This window comes from Burkholderia sp. Bp9012 (assembly GCF_003853825.1).
Lineage (GTDB): Bacteria > Pseudomonadota > Gammaproteobacteria > Burkholderiales > Burkholderiaceae > Burkholderia > Burkholderia diffusa.
Map to the genome: position 1 here is coordinate 285,268 of NZ_QTQA01000006.1, position 24,696 is coordinate 309,963.

Sequence of the window (24,696 nt, forward strand, 5' to 3'; positions counted from 1 at the left end):
AGACATCCATGTCCGCATCTCCCCCGGCCGTTGCACACGCAACCGGTTCGGCCGGCGCCGTCAGCCACCGGCGCATCGTGTTCGCGAGCTTCATCGGCACCGCGATCGAGTTCTACGACTTCTACGTCTACGCGACTGCCGCCGCACTCGTCATCGGCCCCGTGTTCTTTCCGCACGGCTCCGCGACCGCACAGGCGCTGTCCGCATTCGTCACGTTCGGTATCGCATTCATCGCGCGGCCGATCGGCTCGTTCCTGTTCGGCCACTTCGGTGACCGCATCGGTCGCAAGTCGACGCTCGTCGCGTCGCTGCTCGTCATGGGCGTGTCCACCACCGCGATCGGATTCGTGCCCGGCTACGACACGATCGGCACACTCGCGCCGGTGCTGCTGTGCGTGCTGCGCTTCGGCCAGGGGATCGGCCTCGGCGGCGAATGGGGCGGCGCGGCGCTGCTCGCGACCGAGCACGCGCCGCAAGGCAAGCGCGGCTGGTTCGGGATGTTCCCGCAGCTGGGCCCGTCGGTGGGCTTCCTGATGTCGAACGGGCTGTTCTTCGCACTCGCGCTGTCGCTGTCCGACGAACAATTCCGCAGCTGGGGCTGGCGCATCCCGTTCCTCGTCAGCGCGGTGCTCGTCGCGGTCGGCCTGTACGTGCGGCTGAAGATCACCGAGACGCCGGCGTTCCAGGCCGCACTCGACCGCAACGAACGCGTGCGCGTGCCGGTCGCGACGCTCGTCTCGCAACATTGGCGCCCCACATTGCTCGGCGCACTCGCGATGGTGGTCTGCTACACGCTGTTCTATATCTCGACGGTGTTCTCGCTGTCGTATGGCGTGTCGACGCTGCACATTCCGCGTCAGAGCTTCCTCGGCCTGTTGTGCTTCGCTGTCGTGTTCATGGGGCTCGCCACGCCGCTGTCGGCGTGGGCGTCGGATCGCTTCGGCCGCAAGCCGGTGCTGGTCGTCGGCGCGATCGCCGCACTGCTGTCCGGCTTCGCGATGGAGCCGCTGCTCGGCAGCGGCTCGATGCCGCTCGTCGCGTTGTTCCTGACGCTCGAGCTGTTCCTGATGGGCGTGACGTTCGCGCCGATGGGCGCGCTGCTGCCCGAGTTGTTCCCGACCAACGTCCGCTATACGGGCGCGGGCGTCGCGTACAACCTCGGCGGGATCCTCGGCGCGTCGATCGCGCCGTACATCGCGCAGCTGCTCGCCGCGCGCGGCGGCCTGTCGTGGGTCGGCGGCTACGTGTCGGTCGCGGCAGCGATCAGCCTGATCGGCGTGCTGCTGATGCGCGAAACCCGCGACGCATCGCTCGTCTGAGCCTCAGGGGCGCCTCGGGTTGTGTGGCGGGCGGCGCTGACTATACTCGATCCGGGGACGCCGTCGCGCGCCCCCGGATCCCCGAAGGAGCCGCCGCGATGAACATCCGCCTCGACAACGCCGACCTCGTCCTGATCCTGGCGCTCGCGCTGGGTGGCGCCCTGCTGCTCGCGGCACGCTTCCGGCCGAAAACCTGGCGCGGCCTCCTGTTCGAGGCGCTGCTCGCCAACCTGGCCGCCGTCGCCGCGGTGCTCACGGTCGAAGCACTGCTCGCCTGAACCGGCCGGCCCCGTTTCCGCGGCGCCCATTCACGACGATAGCGGCCCTGTGCAGGCCCTAGGCCGTCAGCCGCTCGCGCTGCGCGCCGTAGGCCGCCCCGACCGCATCGATCGCATCGAGTGCCTGCGCCACCGACGGCGGCGCGCCGGGCTCGCCGATCGACAGTGCATTCGGTGCGCCGCCGATGCCGCAATGGTGGCGCGAGGTCGCGACGAAAATCATCACGGTCGGCCGCTGCAGCGCGTGCGCCATGTGCACGAACCCGGTATCGACCCCCACTACGAGCGCAGCCCGGCCGATGGCCGCGCCCAGTTCGCGCACCGACATCGCGGGCAGCACGATTGCGCCCGGCGCGCGCGCGGCAATGTCCTGCGCATCGTCGTGCTCGGCGGCCGATCCCCACGGCAACAACACGCGCACGCCACGCGCCATCATCCGGGTGGCTAGCGCGGCCCAGTCGTCGGCCGGCCATTTCTTGTCCGGATTGGACGTCGCGTGGAACAGCAGCATGAACGGCGCGCCGTCGGTCACGGCGGGCGGCAGGCTCGCATCCTGCGGCGGGACGATTCCGTACTCGGCGATGCCTTCGGGGACATAGCCGAGCGCCTCGCCGGCGCTCACGCGCATCCCGTGCCACGCGTCGCAGTCCGGCCGCGGGCCGAAGCGATGCGAGTACGCGAAACGGGCGCCCGTCTCGCCAAGATCCTGCGTCTGGTAGCCGACACGGCGTGCGGCGCGCGCGAGTGCCGAGATGATCGCGCTCTTGTAGACGCCGTGCAGGTCGATGACGGCATCGTAGCGGTGCGCGCGCAGCGCGCCGATCGACGCGGAGATCGCCTTCAGGTCACCGCCGTTGCGGAGCTTCTTGAACCGCCGCAGCGGCGCGCAGAGTACGTCGCTCACGCCCGGGTGCCAGCGCACGACCTCCGCGCACGATTCATCCACGGCCCAATCGACCCTCACGCCCGGGAAGGCGCGATGGAGGTCCGCGACGACGGGCAGCGTCTGGACGACGTCGCCGAGCGACGTCACTTTCACGATGAGGATGCGTTTCACGTTCGTTATGAGGAATGGCTGGCCATTTCGCCATGCTATCGACGCTTGCGGTGCGCGGATATTACACCGACATTACATTTGCAACAAAATGCGACGCATTTGTGAATATTTGTCGAGCCCCGCCGCATCGGGTTCTTTTTATAATGCGTTCTTTGCCCTCCCGGCCCGCTGCCGATGCAACGCCCCGCCCTTCCTGCCCTGTTCCCTGCCCTCACCCGCCGCTCGCTGCGGATCTGGCGCCAGTACGGCGTGTTCTGGCTCGGCGCGATCGCCGTCGGCCTCGCGGCCGTGCTGTACGCGCGGCTGATCGACTGGGGCTACGACACCTTCCGCACGATGCGCGACCACGCCGCGTGGCTGCCGCTGCTGCTGACGCCGTCGATCGCCGCCGCGTCGGCATGGCTCACGCGCCGCTTCTTCCGCGGCGCGGAGGGCAGCGGGATCCCGCAGGTCATTGCGACACTGCACGCGAGCCCGAGCGCATTCGGTGCGCGGCTGCTGACGCTGCGCATCCTGTTCGGCAAGGTCCTGATCTCGTTCCTGGGAATCCTCGGCGGCTTCACGATCGGCCGCGAAGGCCCGACCGTGCAGGTCGGCGCGGCGCTGATGTTCAACCTGCGGCGCTTCTACCCGCGCTCGAACGCGCAGATCGAACGGCAACTGGTGCTCGCCGGCGCGGCGGCCGGCCTGTCGGCGGCATTCAATACGCCGCTCGCCGGGATCGTGTTTGCGATCGAGGAGCTGACCCGCAGTTTCTCCGCCCGCGCAAGCGGCGTGCTGATCACCGCGATCATCCTCGCCGGTGTCGTCGCATTGGGACTGAACGGCAACTACACGTACTTCGGCACGATCGACGCCGGCCAGCATTTTCCGAAGATGCTTGCCGTCGCCGTGCTCGTCACCGCGATCGTGACGGGCATCGCGGGCGGTCTTTTCAGCTGGCTGCTGCTCAATACGGGCCGCTGGCTGCCCGCGCGCCTGCTCGGCCTGTATCGCGAGCGCCCGATCGCGTTCGCGGCGCTGTGCGGCTTCGTGATCGCGGTCGTCGGCCTCGTGTCGGGCGGGACGACGTTCGGCAGCGGCTATGCCGAGGCACGCGGCCTGCTCGACGGCCATGAACGGCTGTCGGTGCTTTATCCGTTCCTGAAGATGGTGTCGATGGTCGCGTCGTACCTGCCCGGCATCCCGGGCGGGATCTTCGCGCCTTCGCTGTCGATCGGCGCCGGGTTCGGCAACCTGCTGCACATCGTGTTCGGCAACATGAGCCTGCCGATGCTGATCGCGCTCGCGATGGTCGGCTACCTCGCGGCGGTCACGCAGTCGCCGATCACGTCGTTCGTGATCGTGATGGAGATGATCAACGGTCACGCGCTCGTGATTTCGCTGATGGCGACCGCGCTGGTATCGAGCCGCATGGCGCGCTTCTTCGCACCGCCCCTCTACGAAACGCTCGCCGAGCGCTATCTCGCGCCGCCCGCGGCCACCGCGGAACCCGCCGCGGCACCGGCGGCTGCGGCCGCGGTCGTCGAGCCGCAGGATGCGGCCGCCGCGCCCGCCGATCCGCTCGACACGCTGCGCGAGCAGGACGGTGGCGAGCCGGAGGCCCCAGTGACCGGCAACGTCGCCACGCACACGCCGGCGACGTCGCACGAGCCCGGCCCGTCCGCATCCGGTGCGAGCGGCCCGGCGCCGGCGGACCCGCGTGACCCTCAGTAGATCACCACCGGCGCCGGCCGATAGTAGACGGGCCGGGCCGGCACGACGATACAGCCGGCGAGCGTGATCGCGACGAGCGCGATGGCAATGGCGGTTCGTTTCATCGCATGCCCCCGTCAGGCCCAGTGGCCGCGGGTCCAGAACCAGTTCGGGCCGCGCTGATCCCAGTGGCCCGGCACCCAGTGCATGCCGATGCGCTCGGTTTCCCAGTGGCCGCCGATCCAGACGTAGCGGCCATGGTCCCAGTGCCAGTGCCCGCGCTCCCACACATAGCCGACGCGCGCGTCGGGCACGACTTCGTAGCGCACGGGCGGCGGCGCGTTCGGCGCGACGACGACGATTTCCTCGACGGGCGCGGCCACCGGTTCGGCGACGACCATCCGGCCCGACTGCACCATTACCGGGGCACCGACGAGGATTTCGTCCGCGCGCGCGGCGAGCGGCGCGGCGATGGCTGACAGGCCCGCGGCGAACAGTGCGAGCGAAACGATACGACGTCGAACGACATAGACAGCCATGACAACCTCCTGATTAACAAATGACGCGAGCGTATTCGTTCAATGCGGGAGGTCGACCAACGGCCGACAGACGCCGTGTTACGGCGAGCCCGAAAGTGCAACAGGGCGTAAGACGCGCACGACGGCATGCGCCGCCGTGCGGGGGGACATGCAAACGTCAGGCTTGCGGGATCTCGATCTTCACTTCGAGGACCTCGAGATCGTCCTGGCGCTCGAGGCTCACGCGGATGTCATCGTTCGAAATATGGACGTACTTCGAGATGACCGCGACCAGCTCCTTCTGCAGCGCCGGAAGGTAATCGGCCGGCGGCCGGCCGCCAACCCGCTCGTGCGCGATGATGAGCTGAAGGCGCTCCTTCGCGACCGATGCGGACTTCTTCTTCTCGCCGAGGAGAAACGAAAGGATGGACATGGGCGGCCTCCGTTACTTGCTGCCGAAGAGGCGCTGCAGCAGGCCCGGCTTCTGATAATCGGTGAAGCGCAGCGGCTTGTCCTCGCCGAGGAAGCGAGCGACGACGTCCTTGTACGCTTCGGCAACGTCGGTGCCGTCGATATGCACCGCCGGCAGACCCTGGTTCGATGCGTGCAGCACGGCTTCCGATTCCGGAACCACGCCGATCAGCTTGATGCGCAGGATCTCGCTGATGTCCTCGAGCGACAGCATTTCGCCTTCGCTCACGCGCTTCGGGCTGTAGCGCGTGATCAGCAGATGTTCCTTGATCGGATCCTTGCCTTCGGTCGCGCGCTTCGTCTTCGACGACAGGATGCCGAGAATGCGGTCCGAGTCGCGCACCGACGACACTTCCGGGTTCGTGACGATCAGCGCTTCGTCCGCGAAGTACATCGCGTGCAGCGCGCCCGCCTCGATACCGGCCGGCGAATCGCAGACGATGTATTCGAAGTCCATCGCGACCAGATCGTTCAGCACCTTCTCGACGCCGTCACGCGTGAGCGCATCCTTGTCGCGCGTCTGCGACGCCGGCAGGATGAACAGGTTCTCGCACTTCTTGTCCTTGATCAGCGCCTGGTTCAGGTTCGCTTCGCCCTGGATCACGTTGACGAGGTCATACACCACGCGACGCTCGCAGCCCATGATGAGATCGAGGTTGCGCAGGCCGACGTCGAAGTCGATCACAGCCGTCTTGTGGCCGCGCAGCGCGATACCGGACGCAAAGCTCGCGCTCGTCGTCGTCTTGCCCACGCCGCCCTTGCCCGAGGTCACCACGATGATTTTTGCCATTTACCCAATACCCTGTGTTCGTCAATGAGAGCCGATCGATCCGGCGTGCGCCGCGTGAATCACGTCAGGCGCAGCGGTTCGATCATCAGTTTTTCCTCTTCGAGCCGGATCTGCACCGATTTGCCCAGTATGTCGGCGGGCAACGGGTTCTCGGTCGTTCGATAGATACCCGCGATCGAAATCAGTTCCGGCTCCAGACACGTGCAGAAAATGCGCGCGTCGTGATTACCGTGCACGCCCGCCAGTGCGCGGCCGCGCAACGGCGCGTAGATGTGGATGTTGCCTTCCGCGATGATCTCGGCGCCGTGACTGACCGGCGCAAGCACCACGAGGTCCCCTTTCGCGTAAATCTGCTGTCCCGAACGCAGCGGCCGATCGATCACCAGCGTCTGGCCGCCCGCCGGAATCGGCGTCGGGCCAGGCTCCGGCGCCGGTTCGGCCGCCACGGCAGCCGCCGCGGCAACGGCAGGCGCCGGCTCCGCTTCCTCGGCCGGCTTCGCGGTCGACACGCGGCGGTCGCGCGCCTCGAGCAGCGGCAGGCCGGCTTCCCCCGCCCAGCCCTGCGTGGCGAGCGCCACGACGCCCACCGGGCGCATCCGCACGTCGTTCAGCATCTGGCGGATGTCGGCAAGCGCGACGCGTTCGCCGTCCGCGAGGCGGCGAACGTCGATCACGACGACATCATCGGCGAAAAACTCGGGAGTCGCTTCGAAGCGCTTGACCAGTTCGGTACGCAACGCATCGAGATCGGTCGTCTTCACGGTGAACAACAACGTATCGACCGATCCGCTGCGCAGCTCGAAGAATGGCGATTTTTTAAGCGACATGGACACTCTGCAAAAAATTTTTGCGTATTTTACAGGCGTCCACGCGTGCGGCCATTATTTTTGGGGAACCGGGCGGCGACGGTCGCGGCGAGCGCGCAACCGGCAAGCCGGTAGTCGGACGGGCGGCCGGGCCTTCATCGCACCGTGCGGCCCGCGCATTCATGCGTCAGGGCGTGTTGAAGTGCGATACGAACAACGACTTCATCGCGCCGGGCATCCGCGCGATCGGCGCATGCTCGCCCGTGTTGGCGAAACCCGCGCGTTCGTAGAAACGAATCGCGTTGCGGTTCGCATCGGCGATCCATGCGTAGACGTCCTGCGCACCGCGTTCGGCCAGCCACGCGGTGGCCGTTTCGAGCAACAGCACGCCGCCGCGCAGGTGGCGGACCGCGTGCGCGACCCACAGCTCGCTGACGAACGCGCGCCGCTCGGGCGTGTTGTCGAAATACGCGCCAATCATGCCGGCCGGATGACCTTCGGTATACAGCAGGAAAGTCGTCGACTCGTCGGACGCAGCGCGCAGCGCGGCGACGGCCGCCGCCGCGTCGGAATCGACGTTCAGCAATTCGGCCTCCGGCGCTTCACCGGGCGCGTAGGGCTCGCGCAGCGATGCGGCGCGGAGTTCGCGATACACGCGGCCTTGGTCGGCAGCGATACGACGAACGGTCAAGGTCGAACTCATGCAGGCACAGCCCCCTTCGGACAGCAAGCTATTAGCTTCAACCGAAAGCGGGGCATGAGTCAAATCGTAATTTTCAAACGGCAGCGCCGATCGAAAGGCAACAGATGTCGCGCACACGCCGGTGTGCAGGTGCAGCATCGATGCGTCGACGTGCGGCAACGCATGAAACCCGAACTGCGGGACCGGAAGCGTCGCCTCGCTCGCCTTGTCATGCATGGCACTCATGCGGCGAGCGCCCGGCATTTCATCATGGACGCCGTAATGGTTCGTTACATGTGTATGCAAAAGAACCGCGCAGCCGGGCGGTGTCGCGCCAGGCCTGCTGCGTTGCAACATTCGTTGCGGACTTCGCCGATGGATGCATGCATGCGTCACGCCAGGCATTCGTCCGACAAGAACGCCGGTCGCGCCAGCGGATCGGCCCAAGACTGCGTGTTTCAATCACCCCGTGCCGGCCCTTCCCGACCGTCGTCATGCACGGCCCACCGTTTGGAGTTGCGCGCCTAGCGCCAGGGTTTGGAAAGCGTGCGCGACGGTCGTATAACTGGCACAGCCGGACGACCGATCCGGTGCCGCGGACCCGCGACGATTCAAACGACGACAAACGCGTCACTCGGCCGCTGCTCCCGCACACGCGGGGGCCGGCCCCACAAGGAGGGAGACAATGGCAATGACCGACACATCGGCCTCGGGCTGGTCGGATGGCAAACGTTATCTATGGCTGCTCGGCGCGGTGACGATCACGCTGCCCATCCTCTCGACCCAGCTCGCACTGTCGACGGGCCTTCACGTGTTCTGGTGGTTCGGCCCGCTGTTCGCGTTCGGCGTGATCCCGGTCCTCGACACCCTGATTGGCGACGATCGCGACAATCCGCCCGAAGCCGCCGTCCCGCACCTCGAACGCGAGCGCTACTACCGCTACATCGTCTATCTCGCGACACTGGTCGAATACATCGCGTTCTTCACGTGCGTATGGATCGTCGGTACGCATGCGCTCGCGTGGTACGACTACGTCGGCTTCGCGCTGTCGCTCGGCGCCGCGACGGGCATCTCGATCAACACCGCGCACGAACTCGGGCACAAGACCAACCGCTTCGAGCGCTGGCTCGCGAAAGTCACGCTCGCGCCGGTCGCTTACGGGCACTTCTTCGTCGAACACAATCGCGGCCATCACGTGCGCGTCGCGACGGCCGAGGATCCGGCGAGCGCGCGATACGGCGAATCGTTCTGGGCATTCCTGCCGCGCACCGTGACGGGCAGCATCCGCTCGGCGTGGCGGCTCGAGACTGCGCGCCTCGAGCGCCTCGGGCATTCGCCATGGACCTGGCGCAACGAGGTGCTGCACGCGTGGGCGATGACCGTCGTCGTGTGGGGCATCGCGATCGCGATGGCCGGCAAGGTCGTGATTCCGTTCCTCGTGATCCAGGCCGTGTACGGCGCGTCGCTGCTCGAAGTCGTCAACTACGTCGAACACTACGGGCTCGGCCGCCGCAAGCTGCCGAGCGGCCGCTACGAACGCTGCACGCCGCAGCATTCGTGGAACAGCAATCACGTCGTCACGAACCTGTTCCTGTATCAGTTGCAGCGGCACGCCGACCATCACGCGAACCCGACGCGCTCGTACCAGGCGCTGCGCCACTTCGACGACTCGCCGCAACTGCCGGCCGGCTATGCGACGATGATCCTGTTCGCGTACGTGCCGCCGCTCTGGTTTCGCGTGATGAATCCGCGTGTCGTCGCGCACTATGGCGGCAACATGGCGCAGTCGAACATCAAGCCGTCAATCCGCGCTCGCGTGCTCGCGCAGTATTCGACCGCGGCCTGATACGCGACGGCGTGGTCCGATCGCGATCGGCAATATCGTCACGCGGCCTGCGGCAGCCTGAACACGGCGACCGCGTGTCGCAGCGCGCTCGCCTGCTTGGCCAGCGCCTGCGTCGCGGCAGACGCCTGCTCGACCAGCGCCGCGTTGCGCTGCGTCGCCTCGTCCATCTGCGTGACCGCGACGTTCACCTGCTGGATGCCGCCGCTCTGCTCCTGCGATGCCGACGAGATCTCGCCGACGATCGACGTGACTCGCTGAACCGCGCCGACGATCTCGTGGATCGATTCGCCCGCGCGGCCGATCAACACCGCGCCCTCGTCGACCCGCCGCGTCGATTGCTCGATCAGCGCTTTGATCTCCTTCGCGGCGGCCGCGCTGCGCTGCGCGAGCGTGCGTACTTCCGACGCGACGACCGCGAAGCCGCGCCCCTGCTCGCCCGCGCGCGCCGCCTCGACGGCCGCGTTCAGCGCGAGGATGTTGGTCTGGAACGCAATGCCGTCGATGACCGCGATGATCTCGCCGACCTTCGCCGCGCTGGCGGCAATCCCGCTCATCGTGTCGACGGCGTCCGACATCACGCCACCGCCGGCGGACGCAATGTCCGATGCGTCCCGCGCCAACTGCGCCGCATGCTGCGCGTGTTCGGCCGACTGTCGCACGATGCCCGTCAGTTCGGTCATGCTGGCGGCGGTTTCCTCGAGCGACGCAGCCTGCGCCTCGGTTCGCGACGACAAGTCGTGATTGCCCGCCGCGATCTCCGCGCTCGCGGTCGCGACCGCTTCGGCATGCGTACGTACCTCGAGCACGACGCCCGACAGGCTTGCCTGCATCGTCCGCAACGCGCGCAGCAGATCGGCGATCTCGTCGCGACCGACCGCATCGACGTGGCGCGTCAGGTCGCCGTCGGCCACTGCCTGCGCACAGGCGACGGCGCGATCGAGCGGCCGCAGGATCGCGCGGCTGAACAGGTACGCACCGATCATCGCGATGCCGAGCACGATCAGCATCAGCACGACGCTCGCCGCGGTGGCGTGGCTCGCATCGCGGCTCGCTTGCGCTGACACGGCGGCGCTCTCGTCGGCAATCGCCTTCGCCGCGCGCTCGAGCAGCGCGGCGGGTGCACGGTCGACGCCCGCGACGGCCGCATCCCCGGCCGTCGGCTCGAAGCCAGCGGCCTTGAATGCGTCGAACCCGCGCCGGTAGCCGTCACCCATCGCCGCATGCGCGCGCATGAACTGCTCGACGAGCGTGCGGCTCTCGCCGGGCGGCAACTGGTTCACGAGCTGCGCGGCGAGCGTATCGACCGTGCGCTCGCGCGTCTGGAATGCCTGCCAGTACTTGTCGAGCTTGTCGGGCTGCTTGCCGCGCAGCAGCGTGTCCTTCCATTCCTGGACCTGCAGCTTGAACTGCACGAGTGTCGCCGACACGAGCCGCTCGTCGGCGACCCGGGTCTGCACGTCGTTCGCGAACGTATCGATCGAGCGATTGAGGATGCGGATGCCGTACAGCGCGCCGCAGAACATCAGCAGCAGCGCAATGGCGAATGCGAAGGGAATCTTGTAGCTCAGCTTCATTGGACCTTGAATCGACGGAAACGGCGACGATGCAAAAGACGCTTGCCGCCGCCCTCTGTTAACGGCACGCGAAACCAAGGCTGAAGCAGGACATCGACAGCGGGAATCCGGCGCACCGGCCGCGAGGAAGACGGCGATCCGGCGACAGTGAGAACCGGGCCGCCTGCAAGCGAGGGAGCATTGCGACTCTGGCGTCGCGCGATCAGGTCGGGCTTGCCGCGTGCGGTCCGGCCGCCTCGATCGCGTGTCGACCGGCCATCCAGCGCCGCACTGCGGCGATCGACAGCGCGCCGCACACGATCCCGGCGATCACGTCGGCGAGATAGTGACCGCCCTGCGTCGGCGTCGACGCGATCATCACCGCATTCAGCACGATCGCAGCCGGAAACACGTAGCGAACATGCCGCACCGCATACGCGAACAGCAGCGCCAGCATCACGTGAAACGACGGCAACGACACGAGCCCCTGCGCGTCGGCCAGATTCAGTTGACGGAGCTGCCCGCTGCGCAACAGGTCGTAGTGCGTCACCGTCGATGCGGTGCCCGGGTCGGTGATGCCGAAATGGATGAATGCGCTGGCGGCGGGGAGCGGCACGGAGACGAGCACGACCACGATCACCGCGAACATGAACTGCGCGATGAACTCGGCCAGATCGTCGACGCGGCGGACCGCCGCGAGGATGAACGGCACCGCAAACAGTTGCGGCATGCCGCTGCGATAGGCGAGGTCGAGCATACGGTGCAGGCCGGCGTGCGCCGTCACCCATCGGTACAGGTCCGGCCAATGGAAACCGAGCATCGCATCGAAGCGAACGAGATGGTTTTCGATCGACGGCGGGGCGATCGCCACGCAAAGATAGTCGAGCACGGCGACGGCCGCGCTGAGCGTTGCGAGCAGCGCTACGCTCAGTAGCGCGAATGCGAATTCGCGACAGCGCAGCGTTCGCGTGATGTCGCGATAGCGGCGCACACGAGACAGCACGGCAAGGAACGCGCTTGCGGCGAACCCGAGCGCGACGTGCTGCGCGAACTCGACGATGCTGCCAGGATTCACGACCCAATCCGCGTGCATGACGCACAGGCCGGCGGCAAGCACCGTCAGCAATACCGCGCCGGTCAGCATCCCCCAGATTCGCGTGCTCGCTCTCATCGTGGCTTTTGTGTGGTTCGTGTGGCCGGCCCGGCCCGTACGCCTGCGCGCTATCGTACACCGCCATCGACGCAGCGTTCACTCACGCGCGACCCAAACGAAAAACCCCGTGATCCTTTCGGATCACGGGGCTTCGTATTTTGGCGGAGAGGGTGGGATTCGAACCCACGGTACGGGGAAACCGTACGCCTGATTTCGAGTCAGGTACATTCGACCACTCTGCCACCTCTCCTTCCTTGCTGCTTCATTCCCGGTTGGTCGTGTCCGGGAAAGAAAAGATTATAGAACGATCTCTTTGAAACTCACAAGCCCTTTTTGCAAATTTTTTTCGGGCCTTCGAAGACCGATCGCGGAGCGATCTCACGACGCCTGCACAGGTGCTTCGATTCGCTCCATGCCGCCCATGTACGGACGCAGTGCCTCCGGCACCGTGACCGAACCGTCGGCATTCTGGTAGTTCTCCAGCACGGCGACGAGCGTGCGGCCGACCGCGAGGCCTGAACCGTTCAGCGTATGCACGAGTTCCGGCTTGCCCTGCGCGTTGCGGAAACGTGCCTGCATGCGACGCGCCTGGAACGCCTCGGTGTTCGAGCAGCTCGAGATCTCGCGATAGGTGTTCTGCGCGGGCAGCCACACTTCGAGGTCGAACGTCTTCGCGGCCGAGAAGCCCATGTCGCCCGTGCAGAGCGTGATCACGCGGTACGGCAGGCCAAGCTTCTGCAGGATCGCTTCCGCGTGGCCGACCATCTCGTCGAGTGCCGCGTACGAAGTGTCCGGCGCGACCACCTGCACCATCTCGACCTTGTCGAACTGGTGCTGACGGATCATGCCGCGCGTGTCGCGGCCGTACGAACCGGCTTCCGAACGGAAGCACGGCGAATGCGCGGTCAGCTTGATCGGCAGCGCGGCGCCTTCGACGATCGATTCGCGCACGGTGTTCGTCAGCGAAATCTCGGACGTGGAGATCAGGTACTGCGTGATCGTGTTTTCGGCGCCGCCCTTCTCGACGCGGAACATGTCGTCGGCGAACTTCGGCAGCTGGCCCGTGCCGTAAAGGATTTCGGGGTTCACGATGTACGGCGTGTACGTCTCGCTGTAGCCGTGCTGCAGCGTGTGCGTGTCGATCATGAACTGTGCGAGCGCGCGGTGCAGCCGTGCGATCGAGCCGCGCAGCATCGTGAAACGCGCACCGGCGAGCTTCGCGCCGGTTTCGAAATCGAGGCCGAGCGGCGTGCCGACGTCGACGTGATCCTTCACCTCGAAGTCGAACTCGCGCGGCGTGCCCCAGCGGCGCACCTCGACGTTGTCGGCCTCGTCCTTGCCGACCGGCACGCTTTCGTGCGCGATGTTCGGCATGCCCAGCATCAGGTCGGACAGGCGCGCCTGAATCTCGCCGAGCTTGGCCTCCGACGCTTTCATCTCGTCGCCGATCCCGCCGACTTCGGCCATGACGGCCGACGTGTCCTCGCCCTTCCCCTTCATCGCGCCGATCTGCTTCGACAGGCTGTTACGGCGCGCCTGGAGCTCTTCGGTACGGGTCTGGATCGCACGGCGTTCCGCTTCGAGCGCGGAGAACGCGGCGACGTCGAGGGTGTAGCCGCGATCGGCGAGGCGCTTCGCGACGCCGTCGAGGTCTTTGCGCAGCAACTGGATGTCGAGCATGGGAGGACTTGGAAAATCGTTGTGTAAGACCGGAATTCTAACGCACCGCAGGGCCGCCACGGCACTGGCCGGATGGACAGTGCCGCAAACGCGCGACGGGCGCAGGCATGTCGCTTCGCCGGCTGCGCGTGTGCAGCCGGCAATGCGCGTTGCGCGGCGCCGCTGCGCGGCTTGCGGCGGCAGCCCCCGCAAGCGCTGACGCGCCCCCGGGCCGCGCGCAGCCGGTCAGTCCTTCTTGCCGGCCTCGCGATCGAGTTCGCGCAGCCACGCGAGCTTGTCGGCGATCTTCGATTCGAGCCCGCGCGGCACCGGCTTGTACCAGCGCGGCTCGCGCACCCCTTCCGGCAGGTACGACTCGCCGGCCGCATAGGCATTCGGCTCGTCGTGCGCGTAGCGATACGCGTGACCGTAGCCGAGTTCCTTCATCAGCTTGGTCGGCGCATTGCGCAGATGCACGGGGACCTCGCGCGACTTGTCCTGCTTCACGAACGCCATCGCCTGGTTGAACGCGTTGTAGCCCGCGTTGCTCTTCGCCGCGCACGCGAGATAGATCACCGCCTGCCCGAGCGCCAGCTCGCCTTCCGGCGAGCCGAGCCGCTCGTAGGTCTCGGCCGCGTCGTTCGCCACCTGCAGCGCGCGCGGGTCGGCGAGGCCGATGTCTTCCCACGCCATCCGCACGATCCGGCGCGCGAGATATTTCGGATCCGCGCCGCCGTCGATCATCCGGCAGAACCAGTACAGCGCGCCGTCCGGGCTCGAACCGCGCACCGACTTGTGCAGCGCCGAGATCTGGTCATAGAAGTTGTCGCCGCCCTTGTCGAAGCGCCGCGCGTTCAGCGTCATCGCGCTGCTGACGAAATCGGCATCGATGGTCGTGACTCTGGCGGACGATGCGGCCGTCTGCGCCTGCTCGAGCAGGTTCAGGAAACGCCGCGCGTCGCCGTCTGCATAACCAATGAGCGTATCGATCGCCTTGTCGTCGAATGCGAGGCCGTCGAGCGCGATTTCCTGCGCGCGCTTGAGCAGCTGACGCATCTCGTCGTCGCTCAGCGACTGCAGCACGTACACCTGCGCCCGCGACAGCAGCGCCGAGTTGACTTCGAAACTCGGGTTCTCGGTCGTCGCGCCAATGAAGGTCACGAGCCCCGACTCGACGAACGGCAGCAGCGCATCCTGCTGCCCCTTGTTGAAGCGGTGGATTTCGTCGACGAACAGGATCGTGTGGCGGCCGGTGCGGTTCAGCGTGTCCCTCGCCTGCTCCATCGACTCGCGGATGTCCTTCACGCCGCCGAGCACCGCGGACAGCGCGATGAACTCGCAGTCGAACGCGAGCGCGGTGAGGCGAGCGAGCGTCGTCTTGCCGACGCCGGGCGGCCCCCACAGGATCATCGAATGCGGCTTGCCGGATTCGAACGCGAGGCGCAGCGGCTTGCCTTCGCCCAGCAGATGCGTCTGGCCGATCACCTCGGCGAGCGTTTTCGGCCGCAGCGCCTCGGCGAGCGGCCGGCGCGGCTCGACTTGAAACAGGTCGGACATGAACCCTCGCTCCAGATCAAACGATGGCGGCCGAACCGGCCGCCGGACCCGACATTATGACAGCCGCACGACGGCACCGCCGGGCCCGGTGCCCGCGCCGGATGCCCGCACGGGGTGCACGCGCCGGGTGCCCGCGCCGGAAAACAAAACGGGCCTGCCGTCGCCGGCAGGCCCGTGTCGGGAAAATGGCGCGGTGCCGTTCAGCCCGCGATCACGTCCGCGCCCTTCGGCACGACGAACTTGAATGCATCGCTCTTCAGCGGCGGGTTCGTCTGGATGTTCGTGAAGGTGAGCAGCGTGACGTTGCCGAACACGTCGTGCAGCTCCATCGCGGCGAGCGTGCCATTGCGAAAACCAATGCCGATCCGCTGGAACTGCGTGTCCTGCGCCTTCGGCAGCATCTCCAGCCACTCGATGCCGCCCTTCTCGCCGGCGTCGCGCAGCGTGTAGTTCTTGTCGAGATCGTTGCTGCCGAACAGGATCGCGGCCGGGCTCGCGCCCAGCGCGCCGTTCAGCTTGCGCTCGGTGACCTGGTTCAGGTCGTGGTCGTACACGTAGAGCTTGTCGCCGTCGGCCTGCAGCACCTGCTGGTACGGCTTCTGGTACGTCCAGATGAACTTGCCCGGACGCGAGAACACGAACGTGCCGCTCGAGTTGTCATTCGGCTTCGGCGCGGCCTGTGCGGCGCTCGCGCCCTTGGCCGGCGCCTTGACGATCTGCTGCGTGAAGTCGCCTTTCGCCGAATGCACCTGCGACACGAAAGCCTTCAGTTGCTCGGTGCCGCCCGCGAACGCGTGCGTCGCCGCGAGCATCAGCGATGCGCCGGCGAGCGCCGCGCCGAGCCAGCGCCGCGTCGAACGAAGGGAAGGGACGAACGAAAGTTGCTGCATGTTGCGGTTTTCTCCCTGGGTGGCCGGCGCTGCGTGCGCCGCGGACTCATTCCGCGTCGCGCGCCGGCACAAGAATTTCGCGGTTGCCGCTCGACGACATCGCCGACACGAGCCCCGACTGTTCCATCTGTTCGAGCAGCCGCGCCGCGCGGTTGTAGCCGATCCGCAAATGGCGCTGCACGAGCGAAATCGACGCGCGGCGGTTCTTGATGACGATCTCGACCGCCTGGTCGTACAGCGGATCAGACTCGCCGCCGCCTTCGCCGGTTCCCGCGCCGGCCGAACCCTCGTCGCCGTCGGCGGTGCCGCCCTCGAGCAGCCCTTCGACGTAGTTCGGCTCGCCCTGCTCCTTGAGCTTCTCGACGACGCGATGCACTTCGTCGTCGGCGACGAACGCGCCGTGCACGCGCACCGGCAGGCCGCTGCCCGGCGGCAGGTACAGCATGTCGCCCATCCCGAGCAGCGATTCGGCGCCCATCTGGTCGAGAATCGTGCGCGAATCGATCTTCGACGACACCTGGAACGCGATCCGCGTCGGCACGTTCGCCTTGATCAGGCCGGTGATGACGTCGACGGACGGACGTTGCGTCGCGAGGATCAGGTGGATGCCGGCCGCGCGCGCTTTCTGCGCGATCCGCGCGATCAGCTCCTCGACCTTCTTGCCGACGACCATCATCAGGTCGGCCAGCTCGTCGATCACGACGACGATGTTCGGCAGGCGGCCGAGCGGTTCGGGATCGTCCGGCGTCAGGCTGAACGGATTCGGGATCTTTTCCTCGCGCTTTGCCGCTTCGTCGATCTTGTTGTTGTAGCCCGCCAGGTTGCGCACACCGAGCTTGCTCATCAGCTTGTAGCGGCGTTCCATCTCGGCGACCGTCCAGTTCAGCGCATGGCCGGCCTGGCGCATGTCGGTGACGACCGGGCACAGCAGGTGCGGAATGCCCTCGTAGACACTCATTTCGAGCATCTTCGGATCGATCAGGATCAGGCGCACCTGCTCGGCGGTGGCCTTGTAGAGCAGCGACAGGATCATCGCGTTGATCCCGACCGACTTGCCGGACCCGGTCGTGCCGGCCACCAGCAGGTGCGGCATCTTCGCGAGATCCGCGCACACCGGCTTGCCGCCGATGTCCTTGCCGAGGCTCAGCGTCAGCGCCGACGACGCGGCCGCATAGACTTCCGAGCCGATGATCTCGGACAGGTGGACCGTCTGGCGGCGCTGGTTCGGCAGCTCGAGCGCCATGTAGTTCTTGCCGGGGATCGTCTCGACCACGCGGATCGACACGAGCGACAGCGAGCGAGCAAGATCCTTCGCGAGATTGACGATCTGGCTGCCCTTCACGCCGGTGGCCGGCTCGATCTCGTAGCGCGTGACGACCGGGCCCGGATACGCGGCGACGACGCTCGCCTCGACGCCGAAGTCCTTCAGCTTCTTCTCGATCAGGCGCGACGTGAATTCGAGCGTATCGGCGGAAATCGCTTCCTGTGTCTGCGGCGCCGGATCGAGCAGCGACACCGGCGGCAGCGTCGAATCGCCCGGCAGGTCGGTGAACAGCGGCACCTGGCGCTCACGCTCGACGCGCTCGGACTTCGCCGGCGTGACGACCGGCGGCACGATCGTCACGGGCTCGTGATCCTCGATGCGCACGCGCTCCTCTTCGACCTTCCCCTCGCGGCGCACGGCCGCGGCCTCGCCGAGCTTGCGGTCGCGTTCGGCCTCGCGGCGCAGCTTCGCGACGTTTACGGCGGACAGGATCGCGCCGCCGACGCGCTCGGCGACCGACAGCCACGAGAAGCGGAAATACAGCGACAGGCCGATCGCGAGCAGGATCAGGAGCAGCAGCGTGCCGCCGGTGAAGCCGAACGCGTGCGACATCGCGCCCGCCACGGCCTCGCCGATCACGCCGCCCGGCGCGCGCGGCAGTTGCACCTTCAGCGACCACATCCTCAGCGCCTCGATGCCGTCGCACGCGAGCACGACGAGCACGAACGCGAAGATCTCGGTGAGCCAGCCGATCGGCCGCTCGGGTTCGTCGGCGACGGCCTCGTGACGCGTGATGCGCCGGTAGTTGACCGCGATGCGCCGCCCGAGCGGCACGATCAGCCAGTAGGCCGACAGCCCGAACAGCAGCAGGATGATGTCGGCCGTCCACGCACCGACGCGGCCGGCCCAGTTCGAGATGTGGTCCACCTGCGCGGCGTGCGTCCAGCTCGGATCGCGCCGGCTGTAGCTCAACAGGGCCATCACCAGAAAAGCGCAGAGCGCGACCTGGAGAATCCAGCGGATCTCCGTGAGGAGCTTCGACATCCGGTGCGGCAACGCCTGTGCCTGGGCGGAATAAGGAGCTTTTGCCATGAATCCGTATAAAGAGGACGGGCCGCGCGCCCGCCTGTCGTTCGATCGCGCTTATTGTAAACGCTGCATCGGGCCGCCAAGTGTAAATGACGGTTACATAACAGGGACGGGGTGCCAAACCGGTCGCCTCAAGCGACCGCAAGCCGGACGGACGCGCCCTTGCCGGGGCCTGCGACATCGCGCCGCCGCCCGCCCGGCCCGCCGCGCCGGCCCGGGAGGCGCGCCGCGAAACGCTATCGCCACGATTGAAACTCTCGTTCGGCAGCGCAGCAACGAGGCCTTTATAATGCGCGTCTGATACCCATCTATGACGGCATCCCGGTCAACCCGGATCGTACGGCGGGCCTACCCCACCCGCCGCGGCCGCCTTTTACGGATTCGCACATGTCCACGCCCAAACACGCCAAAGTCCTGATTCTCGGTTCCGGCCCCGCCGGCTACACGGCTGCCGTCTACGCGGCACGCGCCAACCTGTCCCCGGTGCTGATCACCGGCATCGCGCAGGGCGGCCAGCTGATGACCACGACCGACGTCGAAAACTGGCCGGCGGACGCGAAGGGCGTGCAAGGCCCGGAACTGATGGCACGCTTCCAGGAGCACGCCGAGCGCTTCAACACCGAAATCGTATTCGACCACATCCACACCGCGAAACTGCACGAAAAGCCGATCCGGCTGATCGGCGACTCGGGCGAATACACGTGCGACTCGCTGATCATCGCGACCGGCGCGTCCGCGCAGTATCTCGGCCTGGCTTCCGAGGAAGCGTTCATGGGCAAGGGCGTGTCGGCCTGCGCGACCTGCGACGGCTTCTTCTATCGCAACCAGGAAGTGGCGGTGATCGGCGGCGGCAACACGGCCGTCGAGGAAGCGCTCTACCTGACGGGCATCGCGAAGAAGGTCACGGTGATCCACCGCCGCGACAAGTTCCGCGCCGAGCCGATCCTGATCGACCGCTTGCTGGAGAAGCAAAAGGAAGGCGTCGTCGACATCAAGTGGGATCACGTGCTCGACGAGGTAACGGGCGAGGAGTCGGGCGTCACGGGCCTGCGCATCAAGAACGTGAAGACCGGCGCGACGGAAGACCTGCACGTGCAGGGCGTGTTCGTCGCGATCGGCCACAAGCCGAACACCGACCTGTTCCAGGGCCAGCTGGAGATGAAGGACGGCTACATCCTGACGAAGAGCGGCCTGCACGGCAACGCGACGTCGACGAGCGTGCCGGGCGTGTTCGCCGCGGGCGACGTGCAGGACAACGTGTACCGCCAGGCGATCACCAGCGCGGGCACGGGCTGCATGGCCGCGCTCGACGCGCAGCGCTACCTCGAAAGCCTGCACGACAAGAAGTAAGCCGGGAGCCTTGCCGCGGCGGGCGCTACAATGGCGTCCGCTGCCGCGAAGCGGGCTCGACCGGAAAGCCGCTGCCGCCGCGCAGCGGCTTTTTTGTGCCCGCGCGCCCGAACGCGCCTGCCCTGTTACCGAATCATGGCAAAGAACCAGCCTCATCCGAGCGATCCCGCGAAGCGGCAGATCGCCGCCCGCCCCTCGAACCCCGCGCCCGCCGCGCCGCCGCCCGCGCCCGATCCCGCCGCGTTGCGCGGCCAGGGGCTCGCCGGCCTCGGCGCACTGCGCAAGTCGCTGCAAGGCGAAGCCGATCGCCGCGACCGCGAGCGCATCGAAACGGCCAAGGCCGAGCGCAAGGCGGAAGCCGACGCGAACCTGTTCCGCAACGAGATCGGCGCCGTCCGGCCGCTGAACGCACCGCCGCGCGCGGCGGCCGGCCGCACGCCGCCCGATCCGGTGCCGAAGCAGACGCAGCGCGACGAGGAAGCCGTGCTGAACGCGACGCTGTCCGACGAATTCGATCCCGAGACGCTGCTCGACAGCGACGACTCGCTGTACTACCACCGCCCCGGCATCAGCCGCGACGTCGTGCGCAAGCTGAGGAGCGGCGCGTGGATCGTGCAGGCGCAGATCGACCTGCACGGCATGCGGCGCGACGAAGCGCGCGATGCGCTCGCCGAATTCATCCGCGAAGCCGGCAAGAAAGGGCTGCGCTGCCTGCGCGTGATCCACGGCAAGGGGCTCGGCTCGATCGGCAAGGAACCCGTGCTGAAGGGCAAGGTGCGCGCGTGGCTCGTCCAGAAGGAAGAAGTGATCGCATTCTGCGAGGCGCGCGGCCACGACGGGGGCGCGGGCGCGGTGCTGGTGCTGCTGCAGCCGTTCGCGGCGCCGGGCGACCGGGGGCCGCGTGCCGCATCCTAGGCTGACGCTCGCGATCGCGATACTGGAGGCAATCGCCACGCTGGCCTTCGCGATCTCGGGCTTCATCGAGGCGCGCAAGAACCGCCTCGACTCGGTCGGCACGTTCGTGGTGGCGCTCGCCACTGCGTTCGGCGGCGGCACGCTGCGCGACATCCTGCTCGAGCGCCGGCCGTTCTACTGGGTCGTGCACGACGACTACGTGATCGCGATCTTCGTGCTCGCGCTGTTCGCGCCGTTCGTGCTGCGCATGCTGTCACGGCTGTCGGCCGAGCGGCTGCTGCTGGTCGCCGACGCGATCGGACTCGGCATCTTCAGCATCTCGGGCACGTCGATCGCGCTCGACGCCGAGATGCCGCGCTTCATCGCGGTGATGATGGGCGTGATTACGGGCGTGGTCGGCGGGATCGTCCGCGACGTGCTGTGCAACGACATCCCGCTGATCCTGCGCGATTCGCGGCCGTACGCGACCTGCGCGTTCGTCGGTTGCTGGTTCTATCTGCTGCTCGTGTGGCTGCAGTTCGATTCGGTGTACAGCGTGCTGCTCGCGACCGGCTTCATCCTCGTCGCACGGCTCGCGACGTTCAAGTTCGACGTGCGGTTGCCGCACTGACGCCGCCGTGCCGCCGCGCCGCAATGCCGTGCCTGGCCGGGACGCCAGAACAAAAGGGGCCGTTCAAGACGGCCCCTTCACGTTCGTTCAGCGCATTCGCGTCCTCACGCGATCCGCTCTTCCGACACCGGATCGAACAGCACCGCCTTCGACACGTCGAACAGCAGCGACTGCGTCTGCCCCGGCTGCGGATTCGCGGCCGGATGCACGCGGCTCACGATCCGCTTACCGTTGACCTGCGCGAACACGTGCGTGTCCGGCCCGGTCGGCTCCGTCACGTCGACGCGCACGTCGATCGGCTGCAGCTGCGACGTCTCGCCGTGGTGCGCGTTGCGCACGTCGGTGATGCGCTCCGGGCGCAGGCCGAGGATCACCTCGCGGCCGACATGACCGTTCATTCGCTTCGCGTCGAACGGCAGGTTCAGCGCGCTGCGCGCGAGGCCCGTGTCGATCTCGAGCGCGATCCCGCTGCCCTGCTCGACCAGCTTGCCGTTGATGAAGTTCATCGGCGGCGCGCCGATGAAGCCCGCGACGAACAGGTTCGACGGCGAATCGTAGATCTCCTGCGGCGCGCCGAACTGCTGGACCACGCCGTCCTTCATCACCGCGATCCGGTCGCCGAGCGTCATTGCCTCGATCTGGTCGTGCGTCACGTAGACGATCGTCGTGCCGAGGCGCTGGTGCAGCAGCTTGATTTCCGCGCGCATCTCGATGCGCAGCTTCGCGTCGAGGTTCGACAGCGGTTCGTCGAACAGGAACAGCGACGGATCGCGTGCGAGCGCACGGCCCATCGCGACGCGCTGGCGCTGGCCGCCCGACAGCTGGCCCGGCTTGCGGTCAAGCAGATGCTGGATCTGCAGCATCGCCGACACGCGCTCGACGATCTGCTGCTGCTCGCTCTTCGGCACCTTGCGGATGTTCAGGCCGAACGAGATGTTCTCGCGCACCGTCATCGACGGATACAGCGCGTACGACTGGAACACCATCGCGATGTCGCGATCCTTCGGCGACAGGTCGTTGACGACCTTGCCGTCGATGCAGATCTCGCCGCTCGTCACGGTTTCGAGCCCGGCAATCATGTTGAGCAGCGTCGACTTCCCGCAGCCCGACCCGCCGACCAGGATCAGGAACTGTCCGTCCTCGATCTCGATGTCGACACCCTTCAGGACCGGCACCCCGTTCGGGTAGGTCTTGTACACGTCACGGATGGAAAGGCTTGCCATGCTGTGAATCCTCTGTCTCGTCTCGCGCGGCGCACTGCGGCGCCGCGTCGGGTTCGTTTCGATGCGCCGCGCGTCGTGCGCGGCCGGTTCGTCGTTTCGGATGAAACCGCGCTTACCCCTTCACCGCGCCCGCCGTCAGCCCGCGCACGAAGTAGCGGCCGGCGACCACGTAGACGAGCAGCGTCGGCAGCGCGGCGATGATCGCGCCGGCCATGTCGACGTTGTATTCCTTCACGCCCGTCGACGTGTTGACGAGGTTGTTCAGCGCGACCGTGATCGGCATCGAATCGACGCCGGAGAACACGATCCCGAACAGGAAGTCGTTCCAGATCTGCGTGAATTGCCAGATCAGGCACACCATGAAGATCGGCAGCGACACGGGCATCAGGATCTTCGTGAAGATCGTGAAGAAGCCCGCGCCGTCGATGCGCGCGGCCTTCACGAGTTCGGCCGGCACGCTCACGTAGAAGTTGCGGAAGAACATCGTCGTGAACGCGATCCCGTACACGACGTGCACGAACACGAGGCCCGGAATCGTGTTGGCGAGGCCGAGCATCCCCTGCAGGCGCGCCATCGGCAGCAGGATCACCTGGAACGGAATGAAGCAGCCGACCAGCATCATCGTGAACAGCGCATCCGCGCCGCGAAAGCGCCAGTGCGTGAGCACGTAGCCGTTGAACGCGCCGATCAGCGACGAGATCAGCACGGCCGGGATCACCATCTGCAGCGAGTTCAGGAAGAACGGCTTCATGCCGTCGCAGCGCACGCCGGTACACGCGCCGCTCCACGCCTTCACCCACGGATCGATGGTCCAGTGCGTCGGCGGCGTCAGCAGGTTGCCGGTGCGCAGCTGGTCGAGATCCTTGAAGGACGTCGACAGCATCACGTAGATCGGGAACAGGAAATACAGCGCGAACAGGATCAGCGCCGCATAGATCACTGCCCGGCTGATCGTCATCTTAGGCTGCATTGCGGGTGCTCCTCGATTCCATATACATCAGCGGCACCAGCACGGCGACCACGGTCGCGAGCATCATCACCGACGACGCCGCGCCGAGCCCGAGCTGGCCGCGGTTGAACGAAAACGTGTACATGAACATGGCCGGCAGCGACGACGACGTGCCGGGGCCGCCCGCCGTCAACGCGACCACCAGGTCGAAGGTCTTGATCGTGATGTGGCAGAGAATCAGCAGCACCGAGAAGAACACCGGGCGCATGCTCGGGATCACGATCTTGCGGTAGATGGTCGGCAGCGTCGCGCCGTCGACCTGCGCGGCCTTGAAGATCTCGGCGTCGACGCCGCGCAACCCGGCGAGGAACAGCGCCATCACGAAGCCGGTCGACTGCCACACGGCGGCGATCACGATACAGAAGATCGCCTTGTCCGGATCGTCGAGCCAGCCGAACGAGAAGCTCGTCCAGCCCCAGTCGTGCATCACTTTCTCCAGGCCGAGGCCCGGGTTCAGGATCCACTGCCATGCGGTACCCGTGACGATGAACGACAGCGCCATCGGATACAGGAAGATCGCGCGCAGCGCGCCTTCGTTGCGGATCCGCTGGTCGAGCAGGATCGCGAGGAACAGCCCGAGCGCGACGCAGATCGCGATGAACGGAATCCCGAACCAGCCGAGGTTCGCGGCGGAGGTCCACCACACGTCGTTCTGGAACAGGTCCGTGTAACGGCCGAAGCCGTCGAATTCGTAGTTCGGCAACAGCCGCGAATTGGTCAGCGACAGATAGCCGGTAATCAGAATGAAGCCGTAGATGAACACCACGGCGATCGCGAGGCTCGGCGCGAGCACGAGCTTCGGGATCCAGCGATCGGCGAAGGCCGACATCGGCGACGTGCGCCGTGCGGCGGCAGCGCCGGATCCGTTTCCGCTAAGAGGGGCAGCCACTTGATTCGACTCCTGGAACGAGGGTGACGCAGGCCGGGCCGGCGCCGGGTACGGCACGGGCTTCGCGGGCGAG

Annotated in this window: 22 protein-coding genes and 1 tRNA gene; 7 read left to right on the top strand and 16 right to left on the bottom strand. The window is 66.8% G+C overall.

Annotated features, from left to right (window positions below):
- Positions 1–8: 8 nt before the first annotated feature.
- Both DIE11_RS11025 and DIE11_RS11030 read left to right on the top strand, forming a co-directional pair.
- The gene (locus tag DIE11_RS11025) at positions 9–1,319 is read left to right on the top strand and encodes an MFS transporter (protein ID WP_124623509.1); all 1,311 of its coding nucleotides are present in this window, start codon (positions 9–11) and stop codon (positions 1,317–1,319) included.
- Positions 1,320–1,417: 98 nt separating this feature from the next.
- A complete protein-coding gene (locus tag DIE11_RS11030; RefSeq protein WP_059605294.1) occupies positions 1,418–1,597 on the top strand; it encodes a hypothetical protein in 180 nt (59 codons plus the stop codon).
- Between the two features lie 58 nt (positions 1,598–1,655).
- Here the strand turns inward: DIE11_RS11030 and waaC are convergent, their stop codons facing one another.
- Positions 1,656–2,654, bottom strand: coding sequence for a lipopolysaccharide heptosyltransferase I (gene waaC / locus DIE11_RS11035; RefSeq protein ID WP_124623512.1), 999 nt, complete (start codon positions 2,652–2,654; stop codon positions 1,656–1,658).
- A 174-nt stretch (positions 2,655–2,828) separates the two neighbouring features.
- Here waaC and DIE11_RS11040 point away from each other — a divergent pair, with 174 nt between their 5' ends.
- The gene (locus tag DIE11_RS11040; RefSeq protein WP_124623514.1) at positions 2,829–4,370 is read left to right on the top strand and encodes a chloride channel protein; all 1,542 of its coding nucleotides are present in this window, start codon (positions 2,829–2,831) and stop codon (positions 4,368–4,370) included.
- A 116-nt stretch (positions 4,371–4,486) separates the two neighbouring features.
- Here DIE11_RS11040 and DIE11_RS11045 read toward each other — a convergent pair whose 3' ends face one another.
- The 5 genes from DIE11_RS11045 to DIE11_RS11065 form a co-directional block, all read right to left on the bottom strand.
- Positions 4,487–4,888, bottom strand: a complete 402-nt coding sequence (locus tag DIE11_RS11045; protein ID WP_124623517.1) for a YXWGXW repeat-containing protein — start codon at positions 4,886–4,888, stop codon at positions 4,487–4,489.
- A gap of 157 nt (positions 4,889–5,045) precedes the next feature.
- Positions 5,046–5,300: a cell division topological specificity factor MinE gene (gene minE / locus DIE11_RS11050; protein WP_006486661.1), complete on the bottom strand. Its 255-nt coding sequence runs from the start codon at positions 5,298–5,300 to the stop codon at positions 5,046–5,048.
- A 12-nt stretch (positions 5,301–5,312) separates the two neighbouring features.
- A complete protein-coding gene (gene minD, locus DIE11_RS11055) occupies positions 5,313–6,128 on the bottom strand; it encodes a septum site-determining protein MinD (RefSeq protein WP_034182973.1) in 816 nt (271 codons plus the stop codon).
- Positions 6,129–6,187: 59 nt separating this feature from the next.
- Positions 6,188–6,955: a septum site-determining protein MinC gene (gene minC / locus DIE11_RS11060; RefSeq protein WP_124623520.1), complete on the bottom strand. Its 768-nt coding sequence runs from the start codon at positions 6,953–6,955 to the stop codon at positions 6,188–6,190.
- A gap of 166 nt (positions 6,956–7,121) precedes the next feature.
- Positions 7,122–7,775 (bottom strand): GNAT family N-acetyltransferase, encoded by a 654-nt coding sequence (locus DIE11_RS11065; protein ID WP_226114236.1) that lies wholly within the window; start codon positions 7,773–7,775, stop codon positions 7,122–7,124.
- 526 nt (positions 7,776–8,301) lie between these two features.
- Here DIE11_RS11065 and DIE11_RS11070 point away from each other — a divergent pair.
- Positions 8,302–9,462 (top strand): alkane 1-monooxygenase, encoded by a 1,161-nt coding sequence (locus DIE11_RS11070; protein ID WP_124623523.1) that lies wholly within the window; start codon positions 8,302–8,304, stop codon positions 9,460–9,462.
- A 38-nt stretch (positions 9,463–9,500) separates the two neighbouring features.
- Here the strand turns inward: DIE11_RS11070 and DIE11_RS11075 are convergent, their stop codons facing one another.
- The 7 genes from DIE11_RS11075 to DIE11_RS11105 form a co-directional block, all read right to left on the bottom strand.
- Positions 9,501–11,036: a methyl-accepting chemotaxis protein gene (locus tag DIE11_RS11075; protein WP_124623526.1), complete on the bottom strand. Its 1,536-nt coding sequence runs from the start codon at positions 11,034–11,036 to the stop codon at positions 9,501–9,503.
- A gap of 202 nt (positions 11,037–11,238) precedes the next feature.
- On the bottom strand, positions 11,239–12,186 hold the full coding sequence (locus DIE11_RS11080) for a phosphatase PAP2 family protein (RefSeq protein WP_260437102.1): 948 nt from the start codon (positions 12,184–12,186) through the stop codon (positions 11,239–11,241).
- A gap of 141 nt (positions 12,187–12,327) precedes the next feature.
- A tRNA-Ser gene (locus tag DIE11_RS11085) sits at positions 12,328–12,418 on the bottom strand.
- A gap of 128 nt (positions 12,419–12,546) precedes the next feature.
- On the bottom strand, positions 12,547–13,848 hold the full coding sequence (gene serS / locus DIE11_RS11090; RefSeq protein WP_124623528.1) for a serine--tRNA ligase: 1,302 nt from the start codon (positions 13,846–13,848) through the stop codon (positions 12,547–12,549).
- Between the two features lie 225 nt (positions 13,849–14,073).
- Positions 14,074–15,384 carry a replication-associated recombination protein A gene (locus DIE11_RS11095; protein ID WP_124623530.1) on the bottom strand — a complete coding sequence of 437 codons (1,311 nt, stop codon included), beginning with the start codon at positions 15,382–15,384 and terminating at the stop codon, positions 14,074–14,076.
- A gap of 200 nt (positions 15,385–15,584) precedes the next feature.
- On the bottom strand, positions 15,585–16,274 hold the full coding sequence (gene lolA, locus DIE11_RS11100) for an outer membrane lipoprotein chaperone LolA (RefSeq protein WP_124623532.1): 690 nt from the start codon (positions 16,272–16,274) through the stop codon (positions 15,585–15,587).
- A gap of 46 nt (positions 16,275–16,320) precedes the next feature.
- Positions 16,321–18,630, bottom strand: a complete 2,310-nt coding sequence (locus tag DIE11_RS11105) for a DNA translocase FtsK (protein ID WP_124623535.1) — start codon at positions 18,628–18,630, stop codon at positions 16,321–16,323.
- A gap of 384 nt (positions 18,631–19,014) precedes the next feature.
- Here DIE11_RS11105 and trxB point away from each other — a divergent pair, with 384 nt between their 5' ends.
- The 3 genes from trxB to DIE11_RS11120 all read left to right on the top strand — a co-directional run bounded on the left by trxB (position 19,015) and on the right by DIE11_RS11120 (position 21,502).
- On the top strand, positions 19,015–19,977 hold the full coding sequence (gene trxB / locus DIE11_RS11110) for a thioredoxin-disulfide reductase (protein WP_059605329.1): 963 nt from the start codon (positions 19,015–19,017) through the stop codon (positions 19,975–19,977).
- A gap of 135 nt (positions 19,978–20,112) precedes the next feature.
- A complete protein-coding gene (locus DIE11_RS11115) occupies positions 20,113–20,892 on the top strand; it encodes a Smr/MutS family protein (protein ID WP_124623538.1) in 780 nt (259 codons plus the stop codon).
- Positions 20,879–21,502, top strand: coding sequence for a trimeric intracellular cation channel family protein (locus DIE11_RS11120; RefSeq protein ID WP_059605334.1), 624 nt, complete (start codon positions 20,879–20,881; stop codon positions 21,500–21,502). Before DIE11_RS11115 ends, DIE11_RS11120 begins: the two co-directional genes overlap by 14 nt.
- 104 nt (positions 21,503–21,606) lie before the next feature.
- On the opposite strand, the gene DIE11_RS11125 is transcribed toward DIE11_RS11120, so the two are convergent.
- The 3 genes from DIE11_RS11125 to DIE11_RS11135 all read right to left on the bottom strand — a co-directional run bounded on the left by DIE11_RS11125 (position 21,607) and on the right by DIE11_RS11135 (position 24,623).
- A complete protein-coding gene (locus DIE11_RS11125; RefSeq protein ID WP_124623541.1) occupies positions 21,607–22,725 on the bottom strand; it encodes an ABC transporter ATP-binding protein in 1,119 nt (372 codons plus the stop codon).
- Positions 22,726–22,837: 112 nt separating this feature from the next.
- Entirely contained in the window at positions 22,838–23,695 is an 858-nt protein-coding gene (locus DIE11_RS11130; RefSeq protein WP_124623544.1) for a carbohydrate ABC transporter permease, read from the bottom strand.
- Entirely contained in the window at positions 23,685–24,623 is a 939-nt protein-coding gene (locus DIE11_RS11135; RefSeq protein ID WP_059509685.1) for a carbohydrate ABC transporter permease, read from the bottom strand. Before DIE11_RS11135 ends, DIE11_RS11130 begins: the two co-directional genes overlap by 11 nt.
- Positions 24,624–24,696: the final 73 nt, after the last annotated feature.